We start from the raw sequence: 21,542 nt of genomic DNA, 5'->3' as shown, positions 1-21,542 counted from the left end.
TGCGCCTCAGGGCGCATTTGTACCAAAGACGAGGAATCGAGCGCACAGTATGTCCACGCAGGAAAAGATTGTCAGGCGAGGTCGCCCGAAAAAGGCCAAAGCGCCCGATGTGGAACAAGTCGCGAGCGAGACGGTCGATATTGAACCAACTGACCTGCGCGCGCGCCTGCGTGACGATGTTATAAGTTGTGAACTCGCTCCGGGACAGCGACTGAAGCTTGATGAACTCAGGTCGCGCTATAACGCCAGCGTAGGCAGCCTGCGCGAAGCTCTCACCCACATGGTGTCCGAAGGATTGGTTTCTGCAGAGGCGAACCGCGGTTTCTGCGTCGCACCGATTTCGCTAACCGATCTCGAAGATATAACGGAAATCCGGCTGGACATCGAAAAGAAAGCGCTAGCCCAATCAATCGAGCACGGCGACGACCAGTGGGAAGCGAATATCGTTGCCGCTTATCATATGATGGCCAAAGCCGAGGCAACGGTGACCTCACCCACTGACCGACGGGTCTGGGTCGAACGCCACAGTCGTTTCCACGAAGCTCTCATCGCCGCATGTCCATCAAACTGGCTGCTAAGATTCCGCAGTCTGCTGTTCGATCAAGCGCAGCGCTATCGGACGCTGTCGATACGCAAAAGTCCTTCGCCCGGCCGCATCGACGAACATCGTCAGCTTATGGAAGCGGTACTGGAACGCAACACCGAACGCGCTTGCGAGATCATAGAAAGTCATATTCACGGCACTGCCGAAAATGCCCGTAAATGGCTGATAGATAATGGCATTCACTGACAAGAAAGATATAGCGCCAGCGTAAGGACGATCGATCATCTATGCTGCTACAACGTGAAAGCCATGATGTGGCACATCCGTCACAGAGTCCAGTAACTGCGCCGTAGTCACTACCGTAGTTCTGAATTGGTCGATTACAGCAGTCTTTGCCGGCGAACTAGCACTCGGGGCTTCGTGATGATCAACGCCGCATCGCACGCGGCAGAAACAGATTACCGAAGAAGTCATTGAACTTGCCTCCGGTGGGGCGTCAATGCGCTGATACGCGCCAGCGCCGCCAGCCCTTTTGCAGCCAGATTGCTCTGGATCAATGCAAGAGACAGGCGCATGATCCTATCCAGACCGTACGCTTGCTGGGAGTCTCACCATGACGATCCAGAACCGAATAACGGTGAACGAGGCCGACTTTCTGGACGGCCTGCGCGACGCGGCCCGGATACTGCCGAGCCCCGACGCGCCGCACTTCGCCGATGCGTTCGAAAGTTTCGGCGATGCGCGGGTCGTGCTGCTGGGCGAAGCGACGCATGGCACTCATGAATTCTATGCCGCGCGCGCCGCGATTACACGGCGCCTGATCGAAAAGCATGGCTTCAACATCGTGGCGGTCGAAGGCGACTGGCCGGACGTGGCCCGGATCGATGCCTATGCCCGGCACCGCGCCGCCCGTCCGCGCAAGGGCGAGCCCTTCGTGCGCTTCCCGACGTGGATGTGGCGCAATGAGGAAGTCTTGTCTTTCGCCGACTGGCTGCGCGGCCATAATGAGACTCTTCCCGATGAGCAGCGGGCGGGCCTCTATGGTCTCGACGTCTATTCGCTGGGCGAGTCGATCCATGCCGTGATCGCCTATCTCGATGCGCATGACGAGGCTGCGGCGGCCGAGGCGCGCAGACGATATGCCTGCCTCATGCCCTGGCAGGATGAACCGCAGCACTATGGCAGGGCGGTCGAGCATGGGACCCTGCGCGGCTGCGAGGACGCCGTGGTAGCGCAGCTCGAAGGCCTGCTTGCCGAGCGAATGGACTATATCCGACAGGACGGCGAGGCCTTTTTCGATGCAGAGCAGAACGCGCGCATCGTGCGCGCCGCCGAGCAATACTACCGCGCCATGTATCGCGGTTCCGCGGCAAGCTGGAACCAACGCGATCGGCACATGTTCGATACACTGCTCAGGCTGATGGCCCACCGCAAGGACGCCCGGGCCGTGGTCTGGGCGCACAATTCGCATGTCGGCAATGCTTCTGCGACGGCGATGGGCTGGCACGGCGAATTCAACATCGGGGAACTGTGCCGGGCGGCCTTTGGCAACGAGGCAGTGCTGATCGGTTTCGGCATGGATCGCGGCACCGTCGCGGCGGCTTCGGACTGGGGCGCGGACATGCGTGTGATGCAGGTTCGCCCTGCGCGCGACGATAGCTGGGAAGCCGCGTTCCGCCGGACGGGTCATGCCCGCAGTCTGACCGATTGGCGCAGACGCAAGGATCCGCGGCTTGTCGAGATGCTGTCCCAGACCCTCCTCGAGCGGGCAATCGGGGTCGTCTATCGTCCCGAGACCGAGCGCGCGAGCCACTATTTCGAAGCCATCCTGGCCGACCAGTTCGACGCTTTCGTCTGGTTCGAACAGACCAGGGCGGTCACGCCGCTGGGGCACGAACGCCCGCACGGCGCGCCGGAAACCTGGCCTTTCGGGTTATGAGCGCGCCGCTCCCTTCCACCGCGCTGGAGGAGGTGCGGATCGGCGAGCATGGACTGGCCGCGCTTCTGGGCGTGCCGGCGGACGCAAAAGGTCTGGTCATCTTCGCCCATGGCAGCGGCAGCGGGCGGCTCAGTCCGCGCAACAACTACGTTGCAGCGCATCTGCGCGACGACGGGCTGGCCACACTGCTCCTCGATCTGCTGACACCCGAAGAAGAACACGATCGCCGCAACGTCTTCGACATCGCGCTGCTTTCCACCCGTCTGCACCAGGCGGTCGATTGGGCCCAGGGCCATCCACGGACGCGTACCTTGAGGCCCTGCTACTTCGGTGCGAGCACGGGCGGCGGTGCAGCGCTCAGGGCTGCGGCCGACGATCCGCGCATTGCCGCCGTCGTCTCGCGCGGAGGCCGGCCGGATCTCGCCGGGCAGGCGGTGCTGCCCAAAGTGCTCGCCCCGACGCTGCTGATCGTCGGAGAACTGGACGGCATCGTCATCGATCTGAACGCTGCGGCCTACGATGCACTGACCTGCGAGAAGGACATGGCGATCATTCCAGGCGCAGGGCATCTCTTCGAGGAACCGGGTACGCTCGAGCAGGTCGTCACACTCGCAAGCCTGTGGTTCCGCCATCACTTGGGAGAAGCGCGATGACTGCGAGCGCTGGATTTGCCGACCGCAGGGATGCAGGCCTGGCGCTGGCGCAAGCCGTCGCGGCGCTGGATCTGAAGGATCCGGTCGTCCTGGCCCTCCCACGGGGCGGCGTGCCGGTCGGCTTCGAGGTAGCAAAAGCGCTCGGGGCACCGCTCGACATCCTGATGGTGCGCAAGATCGGTGCGCCAGGGCACGAAGAATACGGAATCGGTGCGCTCGTCGACGGGGCAGCTCCGCAGGTGGTCATCGATGAGGCCATGGCGCGCAGGGTCGGCGCCGACCGCGACTATATCGACATGCAGATTGCCCGCCAGCTTGCCGAGATCGAGCGGCGACGCTCGCTTTACCGCACTGGCCCTGCGGTATCGCTAAAGGGCCGCACGGTGGTCGTGGTCGACGACGGGATCGCGACAGGTGGAACCGTGCGCGCTGCGCTGAAGGGATTGGCAAAAGTCGGGGCGTCGCGCGTGATCCTGGCTGTACCGCTGGCCCCCGCTGAAGTCCTGCCCGAATTCCGGCAATTGTGCGACGAAGTCATCTGCCTTGCCACGCCCTTCCCCTTCCATGCCGTCGGCTTGCACTATCGCAAGTTCGACCAGACCGAGGACGAAGAAGTCGTCCGCCTTCTGGAAGCGGCGAAGAAATGGGAATGACCGGCCTGCAGTAGGCCTGTCCCAGCTACCGCTCAAATTCAGCAAATGCATCGCCTTTCATGCGCGAATATTCGGCGATGCAATCGTTGCTTGAAAAGACCGCTCAGGGTCCTGAAATTCAGCTATTAGTCAATCATTTACACTAAACGACTAGTGACGCTGCCCCAAGTACTTCTTGCACGAGTTCGCCAGCCCGCACCGCCGCCGGGCGACGGCCTGCTTGGATGCGCGAGGCTTGGGAGAGAGAACGAAATGGCTGAATCGAAGGCCGGACACGCATTGATCAGGCAGACGCCCGTCACCTTGCTGGCGTTGACCCGTCATCACGTCGAGCCGCACGAGGAAGACTGGTTCGCGCGCTGCCGCAGCGACTACCTGCGTTCGTTTCCGCTTACCCTGCTCGAACTTGTCCGGCTTGCCGCGCTTCTGCTGCTTGTCGGCCCGTCCACCAGCACGGCCTTCACTTGCGCGGCCCTTGCCGGATGCGCCCTGGTCGTCGGCATAGAACTGGCGGTTCGTCAGCGCGAGACAAAGCCAGATCTGAGTCAATCGCTTGCCCTGCGTTACCGGAAGACGGGCATTGGCCTGCGCACGCTCTGTTGGTCGGCGATACTGGGCTGGGCGATCGTCGTTGCACCGCAGGGTCACACCCACGAACTGGCTTCGCTGGGCTTGGCGATGATGGTGATCGATGGGATAAGCATCCTGACCCTGCCGCATCTGGCGCTTGCGTCCGTTTTTGCCAGCGGCGGGGCCCTCGTGGCGGGCGCAATCACCCGGGAGGGTCTTGCTGGTACCGCACCAGTTGCCGTCATCGTGCTGCTGCTGGCCTCGTTTCTCCATTGGTCGATCTACAACCTCTACTATCTTTTCGCCACGCGGCGTATCCGCACCAAGCGCCTGGCACAGTCGCACGAAACCATCAGTCTGCTCCTCAACCAGTACGATGACGAAGGCAGCGACTGGCTCTACGAGATCGATGCCAGAGGCCATATTTCCAACCCTTCCCCGCGATTTTGCGACGCCTGCGGCATCGAGGCGGCGCAACTTGGCGGCATGCCGCTGACGGCGCTGTTTCACGAGGGCGTCCACTTGCAGGAACTGCAGGACAAGCTGCAGCGCGGCGAAAGCTTTCGCGACCTGATCCTGCCCTTGATGGCGTGCGGGGAAGAGCGCTGGTGGTCGATAAGCGGGCGGCTCGTTGACCAGTTGCGCGGAGAAAGGGGCGGCTGGCGCGGGTTCATCGCCGATGTAAGCGAAGCCAAGCGTGCCGAAGCCCGCATCTCCCACATGGCGCACTTCGATCTGCTTACGGGATTGCCGAACCGCACCCTGTTCAACGCCACCCTCGAGCGCACGATGATGCGCCTTTCGGCACGACGGACTGCAGGCATGCTGTTCGTCGATCTCGATCACTTCAAGGAAATCAACGACGGATACGGTCACGCGGCTGGCGATGCCCTGCTGATCGAGGTCGGACGCAGGCTCGAACAGGTGGTCCGCCACGGCGACATGGTCGCCCGGATCGGCGGCGACGAATTCGTAGTCCTCCTGCCCGACCTGTCGTCCCATGAGGAATGCCTCGAAATTGGCCAGCGCCTTCTGGAAGTCCTGGCAATGCCATTGGAGATCGATGGCCAGGCGATGCCGATCGGCGCCAGCATCGGCGCGGCCTTCGCGCCGGAAAATGGCACGACAGGCGATGAACTGCTGCGCGCGGCCGATCTGGCCATGTACGAAGCGAAACTGGGCGGTCGCAATGGCATCTCGACGTTCAATGCCAACATGCGCGAGCAGATGCAGGAAAGGCGCGATCTGGCGACCGGGCTGCGGAACGCGATCCGCAGTGACCAGCTGGAAATCCACTACCAGCCGCTTGTGGACCTTTCGACCGGCCAGACCGGCGGCTACGAAGCGCTCGTGCGCTGGAACCACCCTTCCAGGGGCTTGCTGGGACCCGATCTTTTCATCCCGATCGCCGAGGAAAGCCGCCTCATCGTCGAACTTGGCGAATGGGTGCTGCGAAACGCCCTGGCCGAAGCGGCACGGTGGCCCGATCATCTTACCATCGCCATCAATGTCTCCCCGGCACAGATGCGGGACAAGAGCTTCCTGCCGCTGGTAACCCATGCGCTCGCGTCCAGCGGAGTGCTGCCGGATCGGCTGGAACTGGAAATCACCGAGAGCCTGTTCATCCAGAACCGGGACGAAGTCATCGACCTGCTTCACAGCATCCGGAAGATGGGCGTGCGGATCAGTCTGGATGACTTTGGAACGGGTTACTCCTCCCTGAAATATCTGCACGCCTTCCCGTTCGACAAAATCAAGATAGACCGCAGCTTCATCGCCGGCCTGCTTGATCGAGAGGACTGCCAGGCCATCGTGCAGTCGGTCATCACCCTCGCAAACGATCTCGATATCCGCACGACTGCGGAAGGAGTGGAGAACGACGGCCAACTCGAAGCATTGCGACGACAGGGCTGTGCCCAGGTCCAGGGTTTTCTCTTCAGCGGCGCCGTGCCTTCACAAAACCTGCCCTTCGAACGCAAGGATAGTCAGCGCGAGCCAGTTCGCAGGGATACCCTCGTCGAACTCGCGCATCGCAGCGACAGGGACGCAGCCATCGTCGGTGGATCGACCGACCGGCGCAAGAGGCAGGAGAAGCACCGCGCAAAGTCCGTCGGCAACCAACCCCGCGCCAATGCCGGTCGCTGAGGCATAGCTCACACGCCCGAGAGGCAAGACCTCGTTCTCCATGGCGAGAATGAGGTCTGAGGCCGCCGGCGGGCAGACCAACGCTTCATCAAGAAGATTGATTAACGCGCGTAGTTTCAACGCGCGCCGGGTTGGCTGCCCTCTTGCGCCGCAAGGCTGTCTTTGCTTCGACAGGACGAAGCCGACGCGCAACACATGGCCCTGTAGGGGATTACACATTTGCGATCTCTTTTCAGCGGCAGGGGTATTTCGATGGAGAAGTCCGATTGCGCATGACCGTTCGCCAATACCGCGCACTCCAGATGCGCAGCAGTTTCGCGGCTTCGAGCGGTAATCCGCCTTGAGCCCCCATCACCCGCTCGACGCGATCCTTCCAGCGGATCTTCTTGCCCCGACCCTGCCGTGAAACGCAGCCCCTCGCCCCCTGCCATGGCCTGTGCCAGTTTGCCCGCATGATGAAGGACGCCAGTTCCTATGACGCAGGCAGCGCGCCATCGTCCTTGCCGCCGATGACGCGGCGCTCAATGGTCGTGGCGGCGCTGTCGACGGCGGTGGAGTGGTACGACTTCACGCTCTACCTCTACTTTGCGACGGTATTGGCCCGCGTGTTCTTCGGCAGCGGCGCGAACTCGATGACCGAGACGCTGGGTGGATTTGCCGTGGCCTACCTGATGCGCCCCCTTGGCGCGCTGGTGTTCGGCCACCTTGGCGACCGGTTCGGGCGGCGCGTTGCAATGCTGGGCTCGATGGCGATGATGACAGCGGCAATGGCGGCGACCGCCCTGCTGCCGACACATGCACAGGCCGGGCCTCTCGCGGGCGTCCTGCTGATCGCGCTACGCTGCATCATGTCGTTCTCGGTTGGCGGAGAGTACACAGGCGTCGTCGCCTACCTGCTGGAAGGCGCCAGCCAAGAACGTCGCGGGCTGGTTACCAGCTGTGCCTCGGCAGCCAGCGAGATCGGCGCCTTGACCGCGGCGGGAGCGGCGGCGCTGACGGTATGGGTCATACCTGAAACCGCACTCGTCAGCTGGGGCTGGCGCCTACCCTTCCTGTTCGGCGCGGCAATGGCAGGCGTGGTGCTGATCGCTCGTGCCACGCTGGAGGAAACACCCGAATTCACCCGCCAGCAACGCATGGGGAAAGTGCCCCGGCGGCCGATCCGCCAGACGCTGGCGCGCCAGCGCATCGCCATAAGCCGCGGCTTTGCGATTTCGGCGCTGGGATCGATCACCTATTATGTGGGCATTACATATGTGCCGGTCTTTCTCGATGCCACCGGCACGATGCCCGAAGCGCGTGCATTGTCGATCTCGACGCTTGCGGCGCTGACGGTAATCCTGGTGACGCCGCTAACCGGGCTCCTTTCCGACCGGTTCGGCCGCCGCCCGGTTCTGCTGGCTCTGGCGCTCGGCGGCGTCGCGCTGCCAACCAGCCTGTTCGCGGCAATGACCAGCGGCGGTGTGGCGACGTGGGCGGGCGCCTTCATCATGGCAGCGCTGGGCGGCGCAGTAAGCGCGGTAGGCGCGGTAAGCACCGCCGAGCAGTTCCCCGGCGAGGGTCGCCTCAGCGGCCTCGCACTCGGCGCGACGACGGCGACCGCCCTGTTCGGCGGCCTAACTCCGCTCGTTGCCCATCTTGTCGTGACGCAAAGTGGCTGGGCGGGCGCGCCGGGAGCCATGATCGCCCTGGTAGCTCTCTGCGTGTTCGCAGTATTCTGGCAGATGCCCGAAACGGCGCCAGCGAGAACTGAAGCCTGAGATCCATTCGAAACGTCACAAGGAATGCTTTCCCACCCCTTGTCGCAACTTTGGCAATCGCCAGCGGCCCGACCACAAGTTCCTGGATGAGAGGGCAGCGGCATGAAGGAACGGCTACGTTCGCGCGCAAGATCGATTGCGCCGCGCCGTATCATTTCATGTATCATCGAAGCGGATCAATTGGGAGCTGTTGAATCCATGCTCGAAGAATTTGGGCCGTCCCTCTATTGCGTCGACGGACCGGACGTATCGTTCTTTGGCTTCCCCTATCCGACACGCATGGCTGCCGTGCGGCTTTCGAACGGCAAGGTGTGGATCTGGTCGCCCATCGCGCTGACGGATGAACTGGCCAGTGCCGTCGAAGCGATCGGGCCGGTGAGCTACCTTGTTTCACCCAACAAGCTTCATTACTTGTTCCTTCAGCAATGGGCCGAGCGCTGGCCGGATGCCCGGCTTTTCGCGCCGCCCGGTCTGGCCCGCAAAAGGCCCGAGATGCGCTTCAATGATGAATTGGCCGATCTCCCGCCCCCGTGCTGGGCGGCGGACATCGATCAGGTGATCTTTCGTGGCTCATTCGCGATGGAAGAAGTTGTCTTCTTTCATCGGCCATCGAGCACCGCGATAGTCTGCGATCTGATCCAGCGGTTCCAGCCCCCATACCTGCGAGGCTTCAAGGGCCTGCTGATGAAACTCGACGGTTTGGCCGGCGAACATGGAAGCACGCCGCGCGAATGGCGGGCGAGCTTTCTGCGGCGAAAGCCGGCCCGCGCCGCGCGTCGCAAGCTCCTCGGTTGGCAGCCGCAACAATTACTGATTGCGCATGGGAAATGTGTGAAAGCCAACGCCGCAAAAGTCCTCGAAGATGCATTGAGCTGGATCTAGGCTGCGCCCCGGAAACGGTCAGCCGCAAATGGACCCCTGGCCGGGAATACCTGCCTCAAGCCGCTTCCCGGGTTAGCGCGGTTCGGCGCCAGCTCGCCGGTGCTGAGCCGTAGGCCTTCTTGAAGGCGCGCGAGAATGCAGCTTCGGAATCGTAACCGACCGACAAGGCGATCTGCGCCAGGGACGCGGAAGAATTGCGCAGCTCCTGTGCCGCAATCTGCATGCGCCAATGGTAGAGATATTGGATGGGCGGCTGGCCCAGCAACCGCACGAACCTGTCTGCCAAAGCCGAGCGGGAGAGGCCGACTTCATGGGCGAGGTCGTCGATCGTCCATGCCCGCGCCACATCGCCGTGAAACAAAGAGAGTGCACGAGCGACGAAGGCATCGCGCAAACCGGCCAGCCAGCCGGTCTGACCTTCGGGAAGAGTTTCCGCATAGCGTCGAACCGTATCCACGAACAAAAGCTCTGACAGCTTGGCGAGGACGGCTTCCGACCCCGGCCGGCCGCCAGCCACCTCATTGGCAGCGAACTGGAAAGTGGATCGGATCCACTCCGCTCCTCCGGCCTCGTCTATGTTGAGGACCAGCAATGACGGCAGGGTGGAGAGGACGGGATTGGTCCGGGCGCCATCGCACCCCAGAAACCCGCAGACGATTTTTACAGGCCGGCCGCCACCGCCATGACTTATGGAGAACAGGCCCGACTCTCCCGGCGGCTTGATCAGGTCGCTGGCGAGAATTGGCGTACAGGAAAACTCGCTTCCGAGAAGGTGCACGTCATTGTGCGGCACCACGACGACTTCGCCGGCCTGCAACCGGTGCACTTTCGATGGCTCGCGTTCAGTCCGCACGAAACACTCGCCATCGACAACATAATGGTAGGGAATGAGATGCTCGGCCGGTTGCATGAACGGCAGGCACAGTTGCGGCGTCATCTGTGACGCGATGCACCATGGCGCAGTGAATTCGGCGTGCAGGAACACTCCACCTTTCAGCCGCGCCACACGCAAAACGTCGGAAAGCGGATCCACCGCACTCTCCTCAAGCAGCGCCGGCGTTTCGATCATTTTTCCCGGCGGGCCAATCATAGATCGCAAGGGGGCTTGGGCGCAAAACAAACCTGTGTTCGGAACCGCTGCATCGGTCGGCACCTGCCAGACATCAGAGGCACCAATGCTCCGATTCTGCCGTGATCCGAACAGAGAATGACCAGGAGAAAGGCCCAGCGCACGCGGGCAAGGCAGCGATTGTGCTGCCTATGGCTAAGGAGCAGCGAGAATGAACGTCGTTACCGAAATCACGCATCCCAATCGCTACCAGCGATGCATCAGCGCTTCCAAGCGCGTGCGCTGGGATATTGACGAGGACGTCATCCGGAACCGCAGATTTGCAAGAGAGGAGAAATTCCTGCCTGACGGGCTGTCCATGATCGACGAATTCAAGTCGCTTTCCAACAGCGAAAAGCGCCTTGTCAGTCAGATCCAGGGCCGGACCTACGCGAATGTATTCGGGCTGGTCGAGCGTTACATCAACGCCAAGATCCTTGAGCTGAGCCAGGATTACTGGCTTGGCGATCAGACGGCGCTGGAGGCCCTCATCCGCTTCAGCGACGAGGAGCTCAAGCATCAGGCCCTGTTCCGGCGGATCGACGCCATGATCGGCGACGTCCTGCCGAAAGGCTATCGCTTCGATATCGATCCCGACGAAGTGGCGGGCGCGGTTCTTGGCAAGAGCACATGGGCTGTCCTGATGCTGACGCTCGACATCGAATTGTTCACGCAGGCCCATTACCGGCAGAGCATCGATTTCGACGCTGAAGTCTCGCCGCTGTTCAGGGACGTGTTCCTCTACCACTGGAAGGAGGAAAGCCAGCACGCGATCCTCGACGAACTCGAACTGCAGCGGCACGACGCTTCGATCTGCGCCGATGAGCGGGACCGCGGCGTCGACGACTTCATCGCCTTGATCGGCGCCGTCGACGCAATCCTGCAGACGCAATCCGCTTGCGATGCCGCATACTTCGCGAACGTTTGCGGGCGAATGGTCGATCGCGGCGAAGCCGCCGCAATCGAGGCTGCTTTCCTCAAGGCCTATCGCTGGCAGTACATCCATTCCGGCGCGCAGCACCCGCACTTCGGCGAAGTACTGACCGGGATGGTCACCGAAGTCCAGATGAGCCGCATCGGCGACATGATCGCAAGCCTCGCCTGAAAGACAAAACCCCAGGAAAGAAGATGGAGACGTATGATGACCAGCGCAACCGAAATGACAAAGCCGGAAATCGTGAACGGCATCAATGTGGACGAGCTCAAGGCTCTCGTGGGCGGCGTGGCCGCAGACCCTGAAAGTGGAGCAACCAGCTGGCGCGTATCGACGCAGTGGCAGGGACAGACCCGATCTCGGAGCCAGGTCGACGGCTTCGGCCTTGCCGGCGAGCACATCGCCCGCCCCTTCACCATCGACATCGATGAACCGTGCGAGCTTGGCGGCTCAAACAGGTTTGCCAATCCACAGGAACACCTGCTTGCGGCCCTCAATGCCTGCATGACGGTGGGCTACGTCGCGCAATGCGCCATTCGCGGCATTGAGCTCGAAAGTCTCGAGATCGAAACCACCGGCGACATCGATCTTCGCGGTTTCCTCGGCCTCGATCCAGCAGTGGCCCCCGGGTATGAATCCCTGTCTTACACGGTTCGGATCAAGGGCAACGCCACCCCTGCGCAGTTCGAGGAAGTCCACGCTGCCGTCATGGCGACCTCGCCCAACTTCCATAACATTTCAAAGCCGATCGACCTCAGCCCGAAGCTGGTCGTTGGTTGAGACCATTGCCTGCCCCCCGGTCAGGTCGAACTCGCCCGGGGGGCAACAAGCAGGAGACGGTCCGTGCCCAGGCGCAATCTCACATGGTGGTTCTGGTTGGCCACGGACCTGATCCTGGCCAATTACCTCTTCGTCGATCGCAGTTTCATCAAAGGGCTGATCGGCCTGGGCCTGGCCCAGTTGCTCGTCACCGGCAGCAAAATCGGGCTCGGACCTGAAATCCTCGGCACAAACAGCACCGCTGTGCCTTTCGCTGCATTATCAAGGTGAACGAGAAGCGAATCCATGGCAGTCTGGCACAACCGATTGGCAAGAGGAGAGTGCCAGATGGAACTCAAGAACCAGACAGATCATATCGCGCTGCTGTCGCTGACGATGGTCGGCCTGCTCATCAAACGGCTTGAGGAGCTCAACCAGCTCGATGAGCCGACGCGAAAGCACCTTCACAGGCTGATCGATGGCGTTCGCAAGCATGCCGACAATCATGGCATCGGCGAGCTGAAAGTGCTCTTCGACAATATCGACAAGTCATTGAGCACCTGAATTCAGCGGCGATGCCTGAACCCGAAGGCATCGCCAGGTTCACCGGCCCTGCAACGCGGGGCAGTGCTCACACTCCGGAATTTGCGGCGCAGCAGCGCACTGGCGCTTGGCTCTGGCCTTGACGCTGCGTCCGGCAGGCGCCGGAGAGGCGGGCTAGCCCACGCCTCCGGAGCCCGGCGTTTCGTTCAGTTTCCTGGAGCCGCTTCGAGATCGGTGGGCGCAGGCGTATATTGAGACCGCATTTTGGCTATGCGGCTGGCCTGCCAGCGATAGTCGTCAAGCGTTTCGCGGCGCAGCTCCACGAGCCGGGCCTTCAACTGCTCGGTGATCTGCTCATAGCCCGGCTTGCCGTAGAGATTGTGATCCTCGTTGGGGTCGGTCTCGAGATCGTAAAGCTCGTGGCTTTCGGGCAGGACGAAGTAGTGGATATATTTCCAGCGTTCGGTGCGGATGCCCCGGCACGGGGGCACCGCCTGGAACGCAGGATATTCAAAGAACTCGTACATCCAGTCCTTTCGCCAGTCGGGCAGGTTCTTGCCCCTGGCCAACGGATAGAAGCTGCGACCCTGCATCGTGGCAGGCGCCGGAAGGCCAGCCATGTCCAGGAGCGTCTGCGCGGCATCCACGTTCAGTACCATTTCATCACGCACCGTGCCCCCGCGGATGGTCCGGGGATATCGGATCATCATGGGAATTCGAATCGACGGTTCGTACATCAGCCGCTTGTCGTAGAATGTGTGCTCGCCGAGGAAGAAGCCGTGATCGGAGCTGAGGAACAGCACCGTATCATCGAGTGCATTCATCTTCTCGAGGCTGCTCATGACGCGCCCCACGTCCTCGTCGTTCGATTGGACGCCGGCGTAGTGGTTCTTGACCAGTTCCTCCAGCGTACGAGGATCGTCGTTGAAGATCTCTGCCGACCCGATCTTGTTCTCCGCAGCGGCCACCCTGGGCGGCTTGCCCGGGTATCCCTTGAGATCGTCGTCGAAGTTCTCGGGCACCGGAATAGCCACACCGTTGAAATCATTGAGCATTCGGCGCGGACGATAGAACGGTGCATGCGGCGCGTAGAACCACAGGAACAGCACGAAAGGCTTGTCGCCGCTGCGGCTGTCGAGCCATTCGACGGCCTTGTCGGTCAGCAGATCGTCGACATACTCGTCATAAGTGATTTCGGGCCCGTACTTGCCGTTGCGGCCCTCGATGATCCGGGGATGCATGTAATCGGCCTGGCCCTTGAACCCGAAATAATAGTCCCAGGGATGGTCGAGCAACGCGCCGCCGATATGACTCTTGCCGACGAACGCGGTCTCGTAACCGGCTTCGCGCAGCAGGTCGCACAGCATCGGGAAGGAATCGGGCACGGTGTTCGCATCGTTAGTGACCGCCCCCGTGCGGTGCGAGTAGGCACCGGTCAGGAACGTGGCACGCGAGGGCAGGCACAGCGCGTTGGTGCAGAATGCATTGCGGAACACCGCGCCTTCCCGGGCAAGCCGGTCCATGTTCGGGGTCTTGAGGATTTCATTGCCCATGAATCCGAATTCGTCCCAGCGCAGTCCTTCGCCAAGAAAGAAGACCATGTTCGGCTTCTTGCCCTTGGCGAGCGATGCGCCGGGCAAGCCGGCCGCAGCCACGCTTCCTGCCGCAAGACCTGCCAGCATCTCGCGGCGGGTTCCTTTGATCGGGTTCATCGAGTCTTTCCTTCTAACCTTCTGCACGCTGCATCAATCATCGCGGTGCAAACGATAACGTTCGGGTTCCTGGACCACTTCAGCTGGCTGGCCAGCCAGCATCCGGCGGTAATTTTCGAGTTGGGGATCGCCGGTGCGCACCATTTCGTCGAGCATGAGCTTCTTCATGAGTTCGACCTGCCCCTGGTGTTCAGGCTCATCGATGAGATTGTGTCGCTGACCGGGATCGTTCTTGAGATCATAGAGGGCCATCGGATAACCCTCGGTATATTGGGCCGTTCGCCGTGCCATCGCGGGATCGCTCTTCGCGCGTTCCACCATGGCCGGCCATGTCAGGCCGAACATCGATTCAGCGCGAAATTTCGTCTTGCCGCCATCCGACCACGGGGTGACCAGGAAGGCCCAGCGCCGGTCCTGCAGCGTGCGCATGGGATAATGCATGCCGCTCGAAACATAGTCGACGAACGAGGTCACGAACGGACGGTCGACGCTTGCCCCGCCTTTCAGCATCGGCACCCAGGAATCGCCGTCGATACCTTCGGGCGCGGTCTGGCCCAGCAAATCGCACAGCGTTGGAAGTATATCGAGATTGGTCGTCAGGTTGTCGAACCGTCGCGGCGCACCCATGCCCGGATAATTGAGGATGACGGGCGTGCGGATGCCGTGGTCGTAACAGGTCGCCTTTGCGAAGGGCATCGGCATGCCGTGATCGGCGACAAACAGGATAACCGTGTTGTCCGCCTCGCCGCTCGCTTCCAGCGCATCGAGAATGTGCCCGACCGCAATGTCGAGACGCTGGGCGGAATTCCAGTATTGGGCGTGTTCCTCCCGCACATCGGGCAGATCGTCGAGATTGGGCGGAATGACCACATCGTCCGGTCCCAGTTCGTGCGGAATCCTGAAGGGCCCCCGGTTGTCGTTGTCCATGGCGAGACCGACCGGGCTGCCGTAAAAGGGGCGGTGCGGATCGTTGATGTTGCAGTTCACGAAGAACGGCATCATTTGCGCCTGGGCCTCGGTTATGGCCAGCGACAGGAAAGCGGCGTGGACCATCGGGTGCCGGTCCTTGCCTTCCGCGCTGTTGCGCCAGGGGAAAGACGAAGCCGGTTGCATGTGGCCGATCTTGTGGCTGGCTGCGCAGTAATAGTGGGCTGCCTCCAGCGTGCTGCACAGGGTCGGCGTACCTTCGAACATGGGAAAGAACCCATTTCCGCCATTACGATGCGGCAACTTGCCGCTCATGATCGCCTGCCGCGATGGCATGCAGATTGGCGCGACCGTGCGCACTTGCTCGAATACGTGGCTGCGTGCCGCAAGCTTGTCCAGGTTGGGCGTCAGCCCCTTGCGACCGGTCATGAAACCGAGTGCCGACCAATCGACATCGTCGGAAGTGATCAGCAGCAGGTTGGGCGCGCCACGCCGATCCACCGGTTGCCGATAGCTCCTGGCCCTCACGCCCCTGGGCATGAGCGCCATGGCCATGCCTGCCACGCCCGCCTTGAGCACATCGCGTTTGCCGAAGCCTGCCACTTGATTCGTTCCTCTGTCCCAACGCCGCTATCGCGCCCCACAAGCGGATCGGCCGAAGCGCTTCCCTGTCTGTGAGTGAATTGTAGCGCTAAATTGCTAAGTGCATCGGGCGGTGCTGTCAAGACGGCTCTGCTCTTGCCGGCGCTGCGCTCACTTCGTCCTGGACGGTGGCGTTCAGAGAAAGGCCCAGCCGGCAAAGGCATCGGCCGACCTTGCAACATCGTTCAATTTAGCGCTATATCCAGAGGGCGCAGCCTTGGGGCCGGGCTAACCCGGCTTTACTTCAAGAATGCAGCAATCTGCAGGGAGAGGACGACAGGACATGGAATCGCGAATCGAAATGAAGCGCCGCCACTTCATGGCGCTCGCGGCTGGCGTCGCAGCCGGCACGATGGCGATGGACGGGGCCCGCGCCAACAGCCTTACCCCGGTGCGTCGTCCGTCGGCAATGCCTGCAAGCGACGGCAAGCGGCCGAACCTGGTGTTCTTCTTCCCCGACGAGATGCGCGCGGACGCGCTGGGCTGTTACGGCAACCAGGTGTGCAAGACCCCGAATTATGACAGGCTTGCCGGGCAAGGTACGCGTTTCGCCCAGTGCCACGTGCAGTTCCCTGTCTGCGGCGCCTCGCGCTGCAGCCTGCTGACAGGCTGGCCGACAAGCGTGCACGGTCATCGCAGTCTCTACTACTTTCTCAGGCCCGACGAGCCGAACATGTTCCGCTACCTCAAGCAGGCCGGATACGATGTCTACTGGTTCGGCAAGAACGACGCGCTGGCGCAGGAATGCTTTCCGGACAGCGTAACCGAATGGTTCGACAATCCCTCGCCCTTGCCGCAATCGGTTCCCAAGCAGCATCGCGCGGAGCCTGCTGAGCCCCTGACGATGCTCAAGCCCGATGCCGTGGGCCCGCGCGAAACGCGTGACTATACCTTGCTGTCCCGGGCTATTTCGGTGCTCGAACAGCGCGATCGCGATCGGCCTTTCTGCATTTTCCTGCCCACCGGCAGCCCCCACCCGCCCTATCGCGCGCCGACCGGCTTCGACACGCTTTACGATCCCTCAGCGCTTCCCGCGCTGATCCCTCCCGGACTGCCGGGCAAGCCCTTGTTCCACAGCGCCATCCGGGAAACCTATCGCCTCGACGAAGTCAGCGATGCCACGCTTCGCCAGGTCCGCGCGACCTATTACGGACAAGTGAGCTATACAGACTGGCTGCTCGGCGAACTGATGGACGCCATCGACCGCACAGGGCATGCCGACGATACCGCGCTCATCGCCTCGTCCGACCACGGCGATTACGCAGGAGACTACGGCCTTATCGAAAAATGGCCGGCGGGGCTTGAAGATTGCCTGACCCATGTTCCCCTGATCATCCGCGCGCCCGGTGGCAAGGCGGGACATGTCGTGGAGGAAATGACCGAACTCTACGACATCATGCCCACCATGCTGGAGCTTGCCGGGACCGGAGCGACGCACACCCACTTTGCCGTTTCCCTGATACCGCAGTTGCAGGGAGCGGCGGGCGATCCCGATCGTGCAGCCTTCAGCGAAGGCGGCTACAACACTTACGAACCACAGGCCTTCGAGCCGCGCCTCGGCGGGCTTTATGCACCCAAGACCGACCTGCAGAACCTTCAGCCCAAGACTGTGGCCCGGGTTGCTTCGGTCAAGACCCGCGAGACGACTTTCATCGCTCGTCCCGAAGAGACGAGCGAGCTTTACGACCGCGCCCGGGACAGCGGCTTGACCCGCAACCGCGCCGCCGATCCGAAGGCTGCATCCACCGTGAATGCCATGCAGCTGTCGTTGATGAACCATTACATCCGGACCACCGGCGTACCGCCCAAGGACAAGGATCGGCGCGACACGCCGCCCTATTATCCCACCCCGGACTTCGGCGAGAGCGGGGCGCAGGCGCGCGTTGCTACCGGCCGGTAAGGCGGCGATAGGTAGAATGGTGCGATGTCATCAAACTCTGGCTTTCGAGAAAAGAGCACCGTGCGCACCAATGCGAGTGCGGAACATCCAGAAGGAGATTCGCAAGAAAGCCATACGACCCCAGTCTGTCGATTTTTCGCAATGATCAATGCCGGAGATACGGCCGGTGCGTATCCTCTCTCCACGACCATTTTATTCTAAGTCATCGAAAATGCTTCGTTGAGACGAGCGAAGGTAGGATCCGCACCCCAGATTGTACCCCTCGCTATACACGCGAAGGCATTTGCGCATGGCAGTCCCCAATCTCGTCCTTCGAGGCAGCAATTACTGGTGGCCTCGGAAGATCACTGTAGCTGGACAGTGTCTCACGGTAAGCGCTGTTCCGGGGCCACCTTGCAGGCTTGAAAGGAGCGCCGAGTCTTCGCGCCCTGATTGGGCGGGAGAGCGCTGCAACTACTATGATAATCTCGGGTGATGATCCTGTGAGCAGGGGCGCACAGCGCTTCGAGGTGTTCACGGGCGCTGGCAAGCGTCGGGAGTGGCAGCCCGAAGTGAAGGCGTCAGCCCGGCGGCGCGTCGGCATGAGCTTGATCCTTCGCAGGTTTACGCCCGGCGGCGGGATTTGCGGAAGCGGCTTGAAGCCGAAGGTGTGACACTGCCTGCGACAGAGCCGGGAGCGGTCGCGTTCGTGCCTGCCGTAATGGAGACGAGCACGTTGCCTGATCCTCCTACACGGCGTCCCCGCCGTCGACGTCGTACAGCACAAGCAGCTGTCGAGCTGGAGATCGACGGTGTGGCGGTGAAGATCTACGCCCGCCAGGGTATTCAACTCGACCGACCCACCTTGGCTGACTGGGTCGGCCTGGCAGCTTGGTATCTGCGGCCCTTGCGCGATCACATTCTTGAACGATTGCGACGATCACAGCGGCTGTTCGCCGATGAGACCACGGCGCCGGTACTTGATCCGGGCCGCGGGCGGACAAAGGCAGGCCAGCTTTGGGCCTATGCCCGCGACGTCCGACCTTCGGGCGGCAATGAATTTCGCTCACCCCGCGTCAAGTCGGAGGACTTTAGACTCCAAGTCTGGATAAAGCACTGGGCCCTAAGAGGACACGACCTACCATCACAGACCCCCCTCACCTCCGCAGATACTATGAATAAAATCCTGCTATGCATAATCTCGTTTGAATTCAAACTGTTGAGTTTGCAAATAAATGTTACAGAAATATTGTTATTCCATATAATTATGGTTATTCTTATGGGCAATTACACACAACCTAAATATTAAAAGATTACACCATTATCACGTGGTACAGTCCTAAATCACTTACCGAAAAGAACTGTAATTTAACAAATATTACAGCCTTAAAGAATCTTGGCCTTGAATAACTCCTTTCGCAACGGGCCATCGACCGCATTTGGCCCGTCTGCCAAAGCAAGGACTTGATTGACGACACATAGGTGCCCCGAACACACGGAATTTCGTCCGTACCTGGTCGGAATCCGCCACTTCCGACAGGCTGCGACGCCGTGTCTACAGCCGCCTGAAGAGCTGATGGATCGCCAGCGCACGCAACTGGTCAATGCGATCCGCGGTCACCTGGTCGAGTATGGCTGGGTGGCTCCACGCGGAAAGGCGCACATGGCGATGCTGGCCGATCTTCTTGAGGAAGAAGGGATGACCGCCACTTTGCCGCAAGCCGCGCAGCCGATGTTCAAGCTGATGATCGAGCACCTGGCCGAGCTCGAAAAGCGCATCGCAGAGCTGGACCGCGAGATCACGCGGCGCACGAAGGAAGATGAAGATGCCCGGCGGCTGATGACCATCCCCGGTATTGGCCCGATTGTGGCGACGGCGATCCTCGCACTCGCGCCGTCGATCGAGACCTTCCGCAAGAGCCGCGATTTCGCGGCATGGTTGGGTCGGACACCGCGCCAACATTCAATCGGAGGCAAGCAACGTCTGGGCAGCATCTCGAGGATGGGCGAGCGCACCATCCGACGACTGCTGATCATCGGCGGCAGTTCGATGGTGCGCCAGGCCACGCGCTTCGGGGCGCCGGAAGGCTCGTGGTTGGAGCGAATGCTGGCCCGCAAGCCCCGCATGCTGGTCTCGGTGGCGCTCGCCAACAAGATGGCGCGCATGGTTTGGGCTCTGCTCACCAGGCACCACTCCCGCGCCAGCGGGTTCGTACTTGTCCCAGCCCCAGGCATTCCAGTTCGCCGACTTGGACGTGAATGTTTGGCAGCTTCCGACGAGCTGATTTGGAACGGCGAACAGCGGCTTTCAGGGCGCCTCCCGCCGGCCCGCACGGGCCGCAAGCGAAGGGCAGCATTTCAACATTTTAACCGGGAACCAGCCTTTCCGGACCCGCCATGAAATCGGTCGTTCCAGACCTCTGCTGCTTTTGCTGAAACCCGTCATCCGTTCATATGTCGGCGGCCCGGCCTACGACCGAGAGCCATTTACCTAGCGGCCCGGCAACTGGATCGCCTGCGATCAATTCGGCACTTGCGCAGTTCGTTCCCCTCGTCGTCGAAAACTCTTGCGCGCCATGCGCGTTGGCCGGTCCGTTGGAGAGTCATGAAGCCGAAGGATGCGACAACCGCATCGAACTGCCGGATGGGTGTAGCGGGGGCAGGGACGACATTTGCAGGCAGCGTATGAGGAAGCGGCACGGTGTCCTCCTGCGTACCAGAAAAGCCGGCGACGAACTGGCTGGGTTCGGCGCCGCCGAAGTCGGCCTGTTCCCATACGTGGATGTGGCCGGCCAGAAGCACATCGACTCCCTTCGGCATGATGCGCCTGTCCTGCTGGGCGAAGATTGGATTGAGGGCCTTGTTACCGGCGCCCAGCTTGATCTTGCCGCCAGGCTTGGCCTGGGCCGTCACCCCAAGGAAAGGATAGTGATCGACTGCGAAAGTGAAGGCTTTACCTTTCGCCATCACTCCCAGCATCCGCGCGGTCTGGCTATATTGGGCGATGCGCGGATCGGAAGGTGCGATCTTGTCCGTGCCGGCATGCGAAAGGTCCATCACAACGACCTGCGCACCCTTGCCCAGCGGCACTGCATAAGGCGGGCTATAGTCCCCTTGCGAGTCGTTTTCGGCATCGTTGCAATCGCGCCCGGCAAGCAGCTGGCGGGGATCGAGCAGCCGCCACCAGCCTTGCCCGGCGCGGGCGCAGTTTTCGTGGTTTCCGCGGGCCAGAGCCCAGGGCGCGGTGGCCAGCAAGGGCGAACCGGGCTGGAAGAAGTCGGCGTTCCAGGCATCCCAGCCATAGCCCCAGGGCGATCCGGCGCAGCCCACGTTGCCGTCGGGGCACGGGTTCTCGCGGTAGAGGTAATCCCCGACGTGAACCACGAGGTCAGGCTTCCACGCGGCGGCGCGGGCGGCGATCCGGGCGAAGGGGTACTGCCGGGGATCGTTGCAGGCCTGCCAGGCATCATCCTTTGCCTTGAGTCGGCAGCCGGTATCGCCGATCACGACGATTCGGTCGATGTGACTGGACGGCAGCGGCAATGCGCGTCCGCCAAGAACGGCCGTCTTCGTCCCTTCCGGCAGGGCCATCTCGCACACGCGCACCGGAAAGGCGGAGGGTTTCGAAAGCTCCGCTGCGGAGGCTGTCGGCCGGAGCGGCTCCGTTGATGGCGCGGCGCGCAGTTGCATGGTCAGCTTGTGTCCGTCCACGGAAATGGCCGGGCACTGGTCCGCCTGGGTTATGACGCGGGCGACCGGAATGCCGCCGGGGCCCAAGGCCACGAAGGCCGCCTGGACCAGATTGGCATTGTCCGAAAGAGAGGGCGCGGCTGACAACGTCAGCACACCGGCGAAGGCGGGCATGGCAAACCGAAGGATAGCCACGCCCGCC

The 21,542-nt window shown here is 61.7% G+C and carries 16 protein-coding genes and 2 pseudogenes; 14 read left to right on the top strand and 4 right to left on the bottom strand.

All coding sequences use genetic code 11. From position 1 onward, the window contains the following. The first annotated feature begins 49 nt into the window (after window positions 1–49). From JI59_RS19095 to JI59_RS19065, 7 genes are all read left to right on the top strand, one after another. The gene (locus tag JI59_RS19095) at window positions 50–790 is read left to right on the top strand and encodes an FCD domain-containing protein (protein WP_007014075.1); all 741 of its coding nucleotides are present in this window, start codon (window positions 50–52) and stop codon (window positions 788–790) included. A 367-nt stretch (window positions 791–1,157) separates the two neighbouring features. Next, window positions 1,158–2,483, top strand: a complete 1,326-nt coding sequence (locus JI59_RS19090; protein ID WP_007014076.1) for an erythromycin esterase family protein — start codon at window positions 1,158–1,160, stop codon at window positions 2,481–2,483. Next, window positions 2,480–3,136, top strand: coding sequence for a dienelactone hydrolase family protein (locus tag JI59_RS19085; RefSeq protein WP_007014077.1), 657 nt, complete (start codon window positions 2,480–2,482; stop codon window positions 3,134–3,136). The genes JI59_RS19090 and JI59_RS19085 overlap by 4 nt, the downstream gene beginning before the upstream one ends. Further along, a complete protein-coding gene (locus JI59_RS19080) occupies window positions 3,133–3,789 on the top strand; it encodes a phosphoribosyltransferase (protein ID WP_007014078.1) in 657 nt (218 codons plus the stop codon). The genes JI59_RS19085 and JI59_RS19080 overlap by 4 nt, the downstream gene beginning before the upstream one ends. Before the next feature lie 252 nt (window positions 3,790–4,041). Next, window positions 4,042–6,504: a putative bifunctional diguanylate cyclase/phosphodiesterase gene (locus tag JI59_RS25760; RefSeq protein ID WP_052117994.1), complete on the top strand. Its 2,463-nt coding sequence runs from the start codon at window positions 4,042–4,044 to the stop codon at window positions 6,502–6,504. Between the two features lie 452 nt (window positions 6,505–6,956). After that, on the top strand, window positions 6,957–8,264 hold the full coding sequence (locus tag JI59_RS19070) for an MFS transporter (protein WP_007014081.1): 1,308 nt from the start codon (window positions 6,957–6,959) through the stop codon (window positions 8,262–8,264). Window positions 8,265–8,366: 102 nt separating this feature from the next. Beyond that, window positions 8,367–9,146 carry a DUF4336 domain-containing protein gene (locus JI59_RS19065; protein ID WP_007014082.1) on the top strand — a complete coding sequence of 260 codons (780 nt, stop codon included), beginning with the start codon at window positions 8,367–8,369 and terminating at the stop codon, window positions 9,144–9,146. 55 nt (window positions 9,147–9,201) lie between these two features. Here JI59_RS19065 and JI59_RS19060 read toward each other — a convergent pair whose 3' ends face one another. Continuing rightward, window positions 9,202–10,236, bottom strand: a complete 1,035-nt coding sequence (locus JI59_RS19060; RefSeq protein WP_007014083.1) for an AraC family transcriptional regulator — start codon at window positions 10,234–10,236, stop codon at window positions 9,202–9,204. A gap of 190 nt (window positions 10,237–10,426) precedes the next feature. Here JI59_RS19060 and JI59_RS19055 point away from each other — a divergent pair, with 190 nt between their 5' ends. The 4 genes from JI59_RS19055 (at window position 10,427) to JI59_RS19045 (ending at window position 12,511) form a co-directional block, all read left to right on the top strand. Beyond that, window positions 10,427–11,359 (top strand): hypothetical protein, encoded by a 933-nt coding sequence (locus JI59_RS19055; RefSeq protein ID WP_007014084.1) that lies wholly within the window; start codon window positions 10,427–10,429, stop codon window positions 11,357–11,359. Window positions 11,360–11,395: 36 nt separating this feature from the next. Next, window positions 11,396–11,968 (top strand): OsmC family protein, encoded by a 573-nt coding sequence (locus JI59_RS19050; protein ID WP_039857685.1) that lies wholly within the window; start codon window positions 11,396–11,398, stop codon window positions 11,966–11,968. A 63-nt stretch (window positions 11,969–12,031) separates the two neighbouring features. Continuing rightward, entirely contained in the window at window positions 12,032–12,238 is a 207-nt protein-coding gene (locus tag JI59_RS26845; protein ID WP_138921445.1) for a hypothetical protein, read from the top strand. A gap of 57 nt (window positions 12,239–12,295) precedes the next feature. Beyond that, window positions 12,296–12,511, top strand: a complete 216-nt coding sequence (locus tag JI59_RS19045) for a hypothetical protein (protein WP_007014087.1) — start codon at window positions 12,296–12,298, stop codon at window positions 12,509–12,511. A 185-nt stretch (window positions 12,512–12,696) separates the two neighbouring features. Here JI59_RS19045 and JI59_RS19040 read toward each other — a convergent pair whose 3' ends face one another. Both JI59_RS19040 and JI59_RS19035 read right to left on the bottom strand, forming a co-directional pair. Then, window positions 12,697–14,202 (bottom strand): sulfatase family protein, encoded by a 1,506-nt coding sequence (locus JI59_RS19040; RefSeq protein WP_007014088.1) that lies wholly within the window; start codon window positions 14,200–14,202, stop codon window positions 12,697–12,699. Between the two features lie 33 nt (window positions 14,203–14,235). Further along, window positions 14,236–15,732 (bottom strand): sulfatase family protein, encoded by a 1,497-nt coding sequence (locus tag JI59_RS19035; RefSeq protein ID WP_007014089.1) that lies wholly within the window; start codon window positions 15,730–15,732, stop codon window positions 14,236–14,238. A 322-nt stretch (window positions 15,733–16,054) separates the two neighbouring features. Here JI59_RS19035 and JI59_RS19030 point away from each other — a divergent pair, with 322 nt between their 5' ends. From JI59_RS19030 to JI59_RS19020, 3 genes and pseudogenes are all read left to right on the top strand, one after another. Continuing rightward, window positions 16,055–17,671 (top strand): sulfatase family protein, encoded by a 1,617-nt coding sequence (locus tag JI59_RS19030; RefSeq protein ID WP_007014090.1) that lies wholly within the window; start codon window positions 16,055–16,057, stop codon window positions 17,669–17,671. Window positions 17,672–18,473: 802 nt separating this feature from the next. After that, a pseudogene (locus JI59_RS27430) lies at window positions 18,474–18,704 on the top strand (IS66 family transposase); the annotation flags it as partial. A 519-nt stretch (window positions 18,705–19,223) separates the two neighbouring features. Next, window positions 19,224–19,838 (top strand): annotated as a pseudogene (locus JI59_RS19020) (IS110 family RNA-guided transposase); the annotation flags it as partial. Window positions 19,839–20,137: 299 nt separating this feature from the next. On the opposite strand, the gene JI59_RS19015 reads toward JI59_RS19020, so the two are convergent. After that, the gene (locus tag JI59_RS19015) at window positions 20,138–21,535 is read right to left on the bottom strand and encodes a metallophosphoesterase family protein (protein WP_160289746.1); all 1,398 of its coding nucleotides are present in this window, start codon (window positions 21,533–21,535) and stop codon (window positions 20,138–20,140) included. Between the last annotated feature and the right edge of the window lie 7 nt (window positions 21,536–21,542).

It is taken from the genome of Novosphingobium pentaromativorans US6-1 (assembly GCF_000767465.1).
In the GTDB taxonomy this organism is placed as follows: Bacteria; Pseudomonadota; Alphaproteobacteria; order Sphingomonadales; family Sphingomonadaceae; genus Novosphingobium; species Novosphingobium pentaromativorans.
This window is presented reverse-complemented; position numbering and strand designations above follow the sequence as displayed.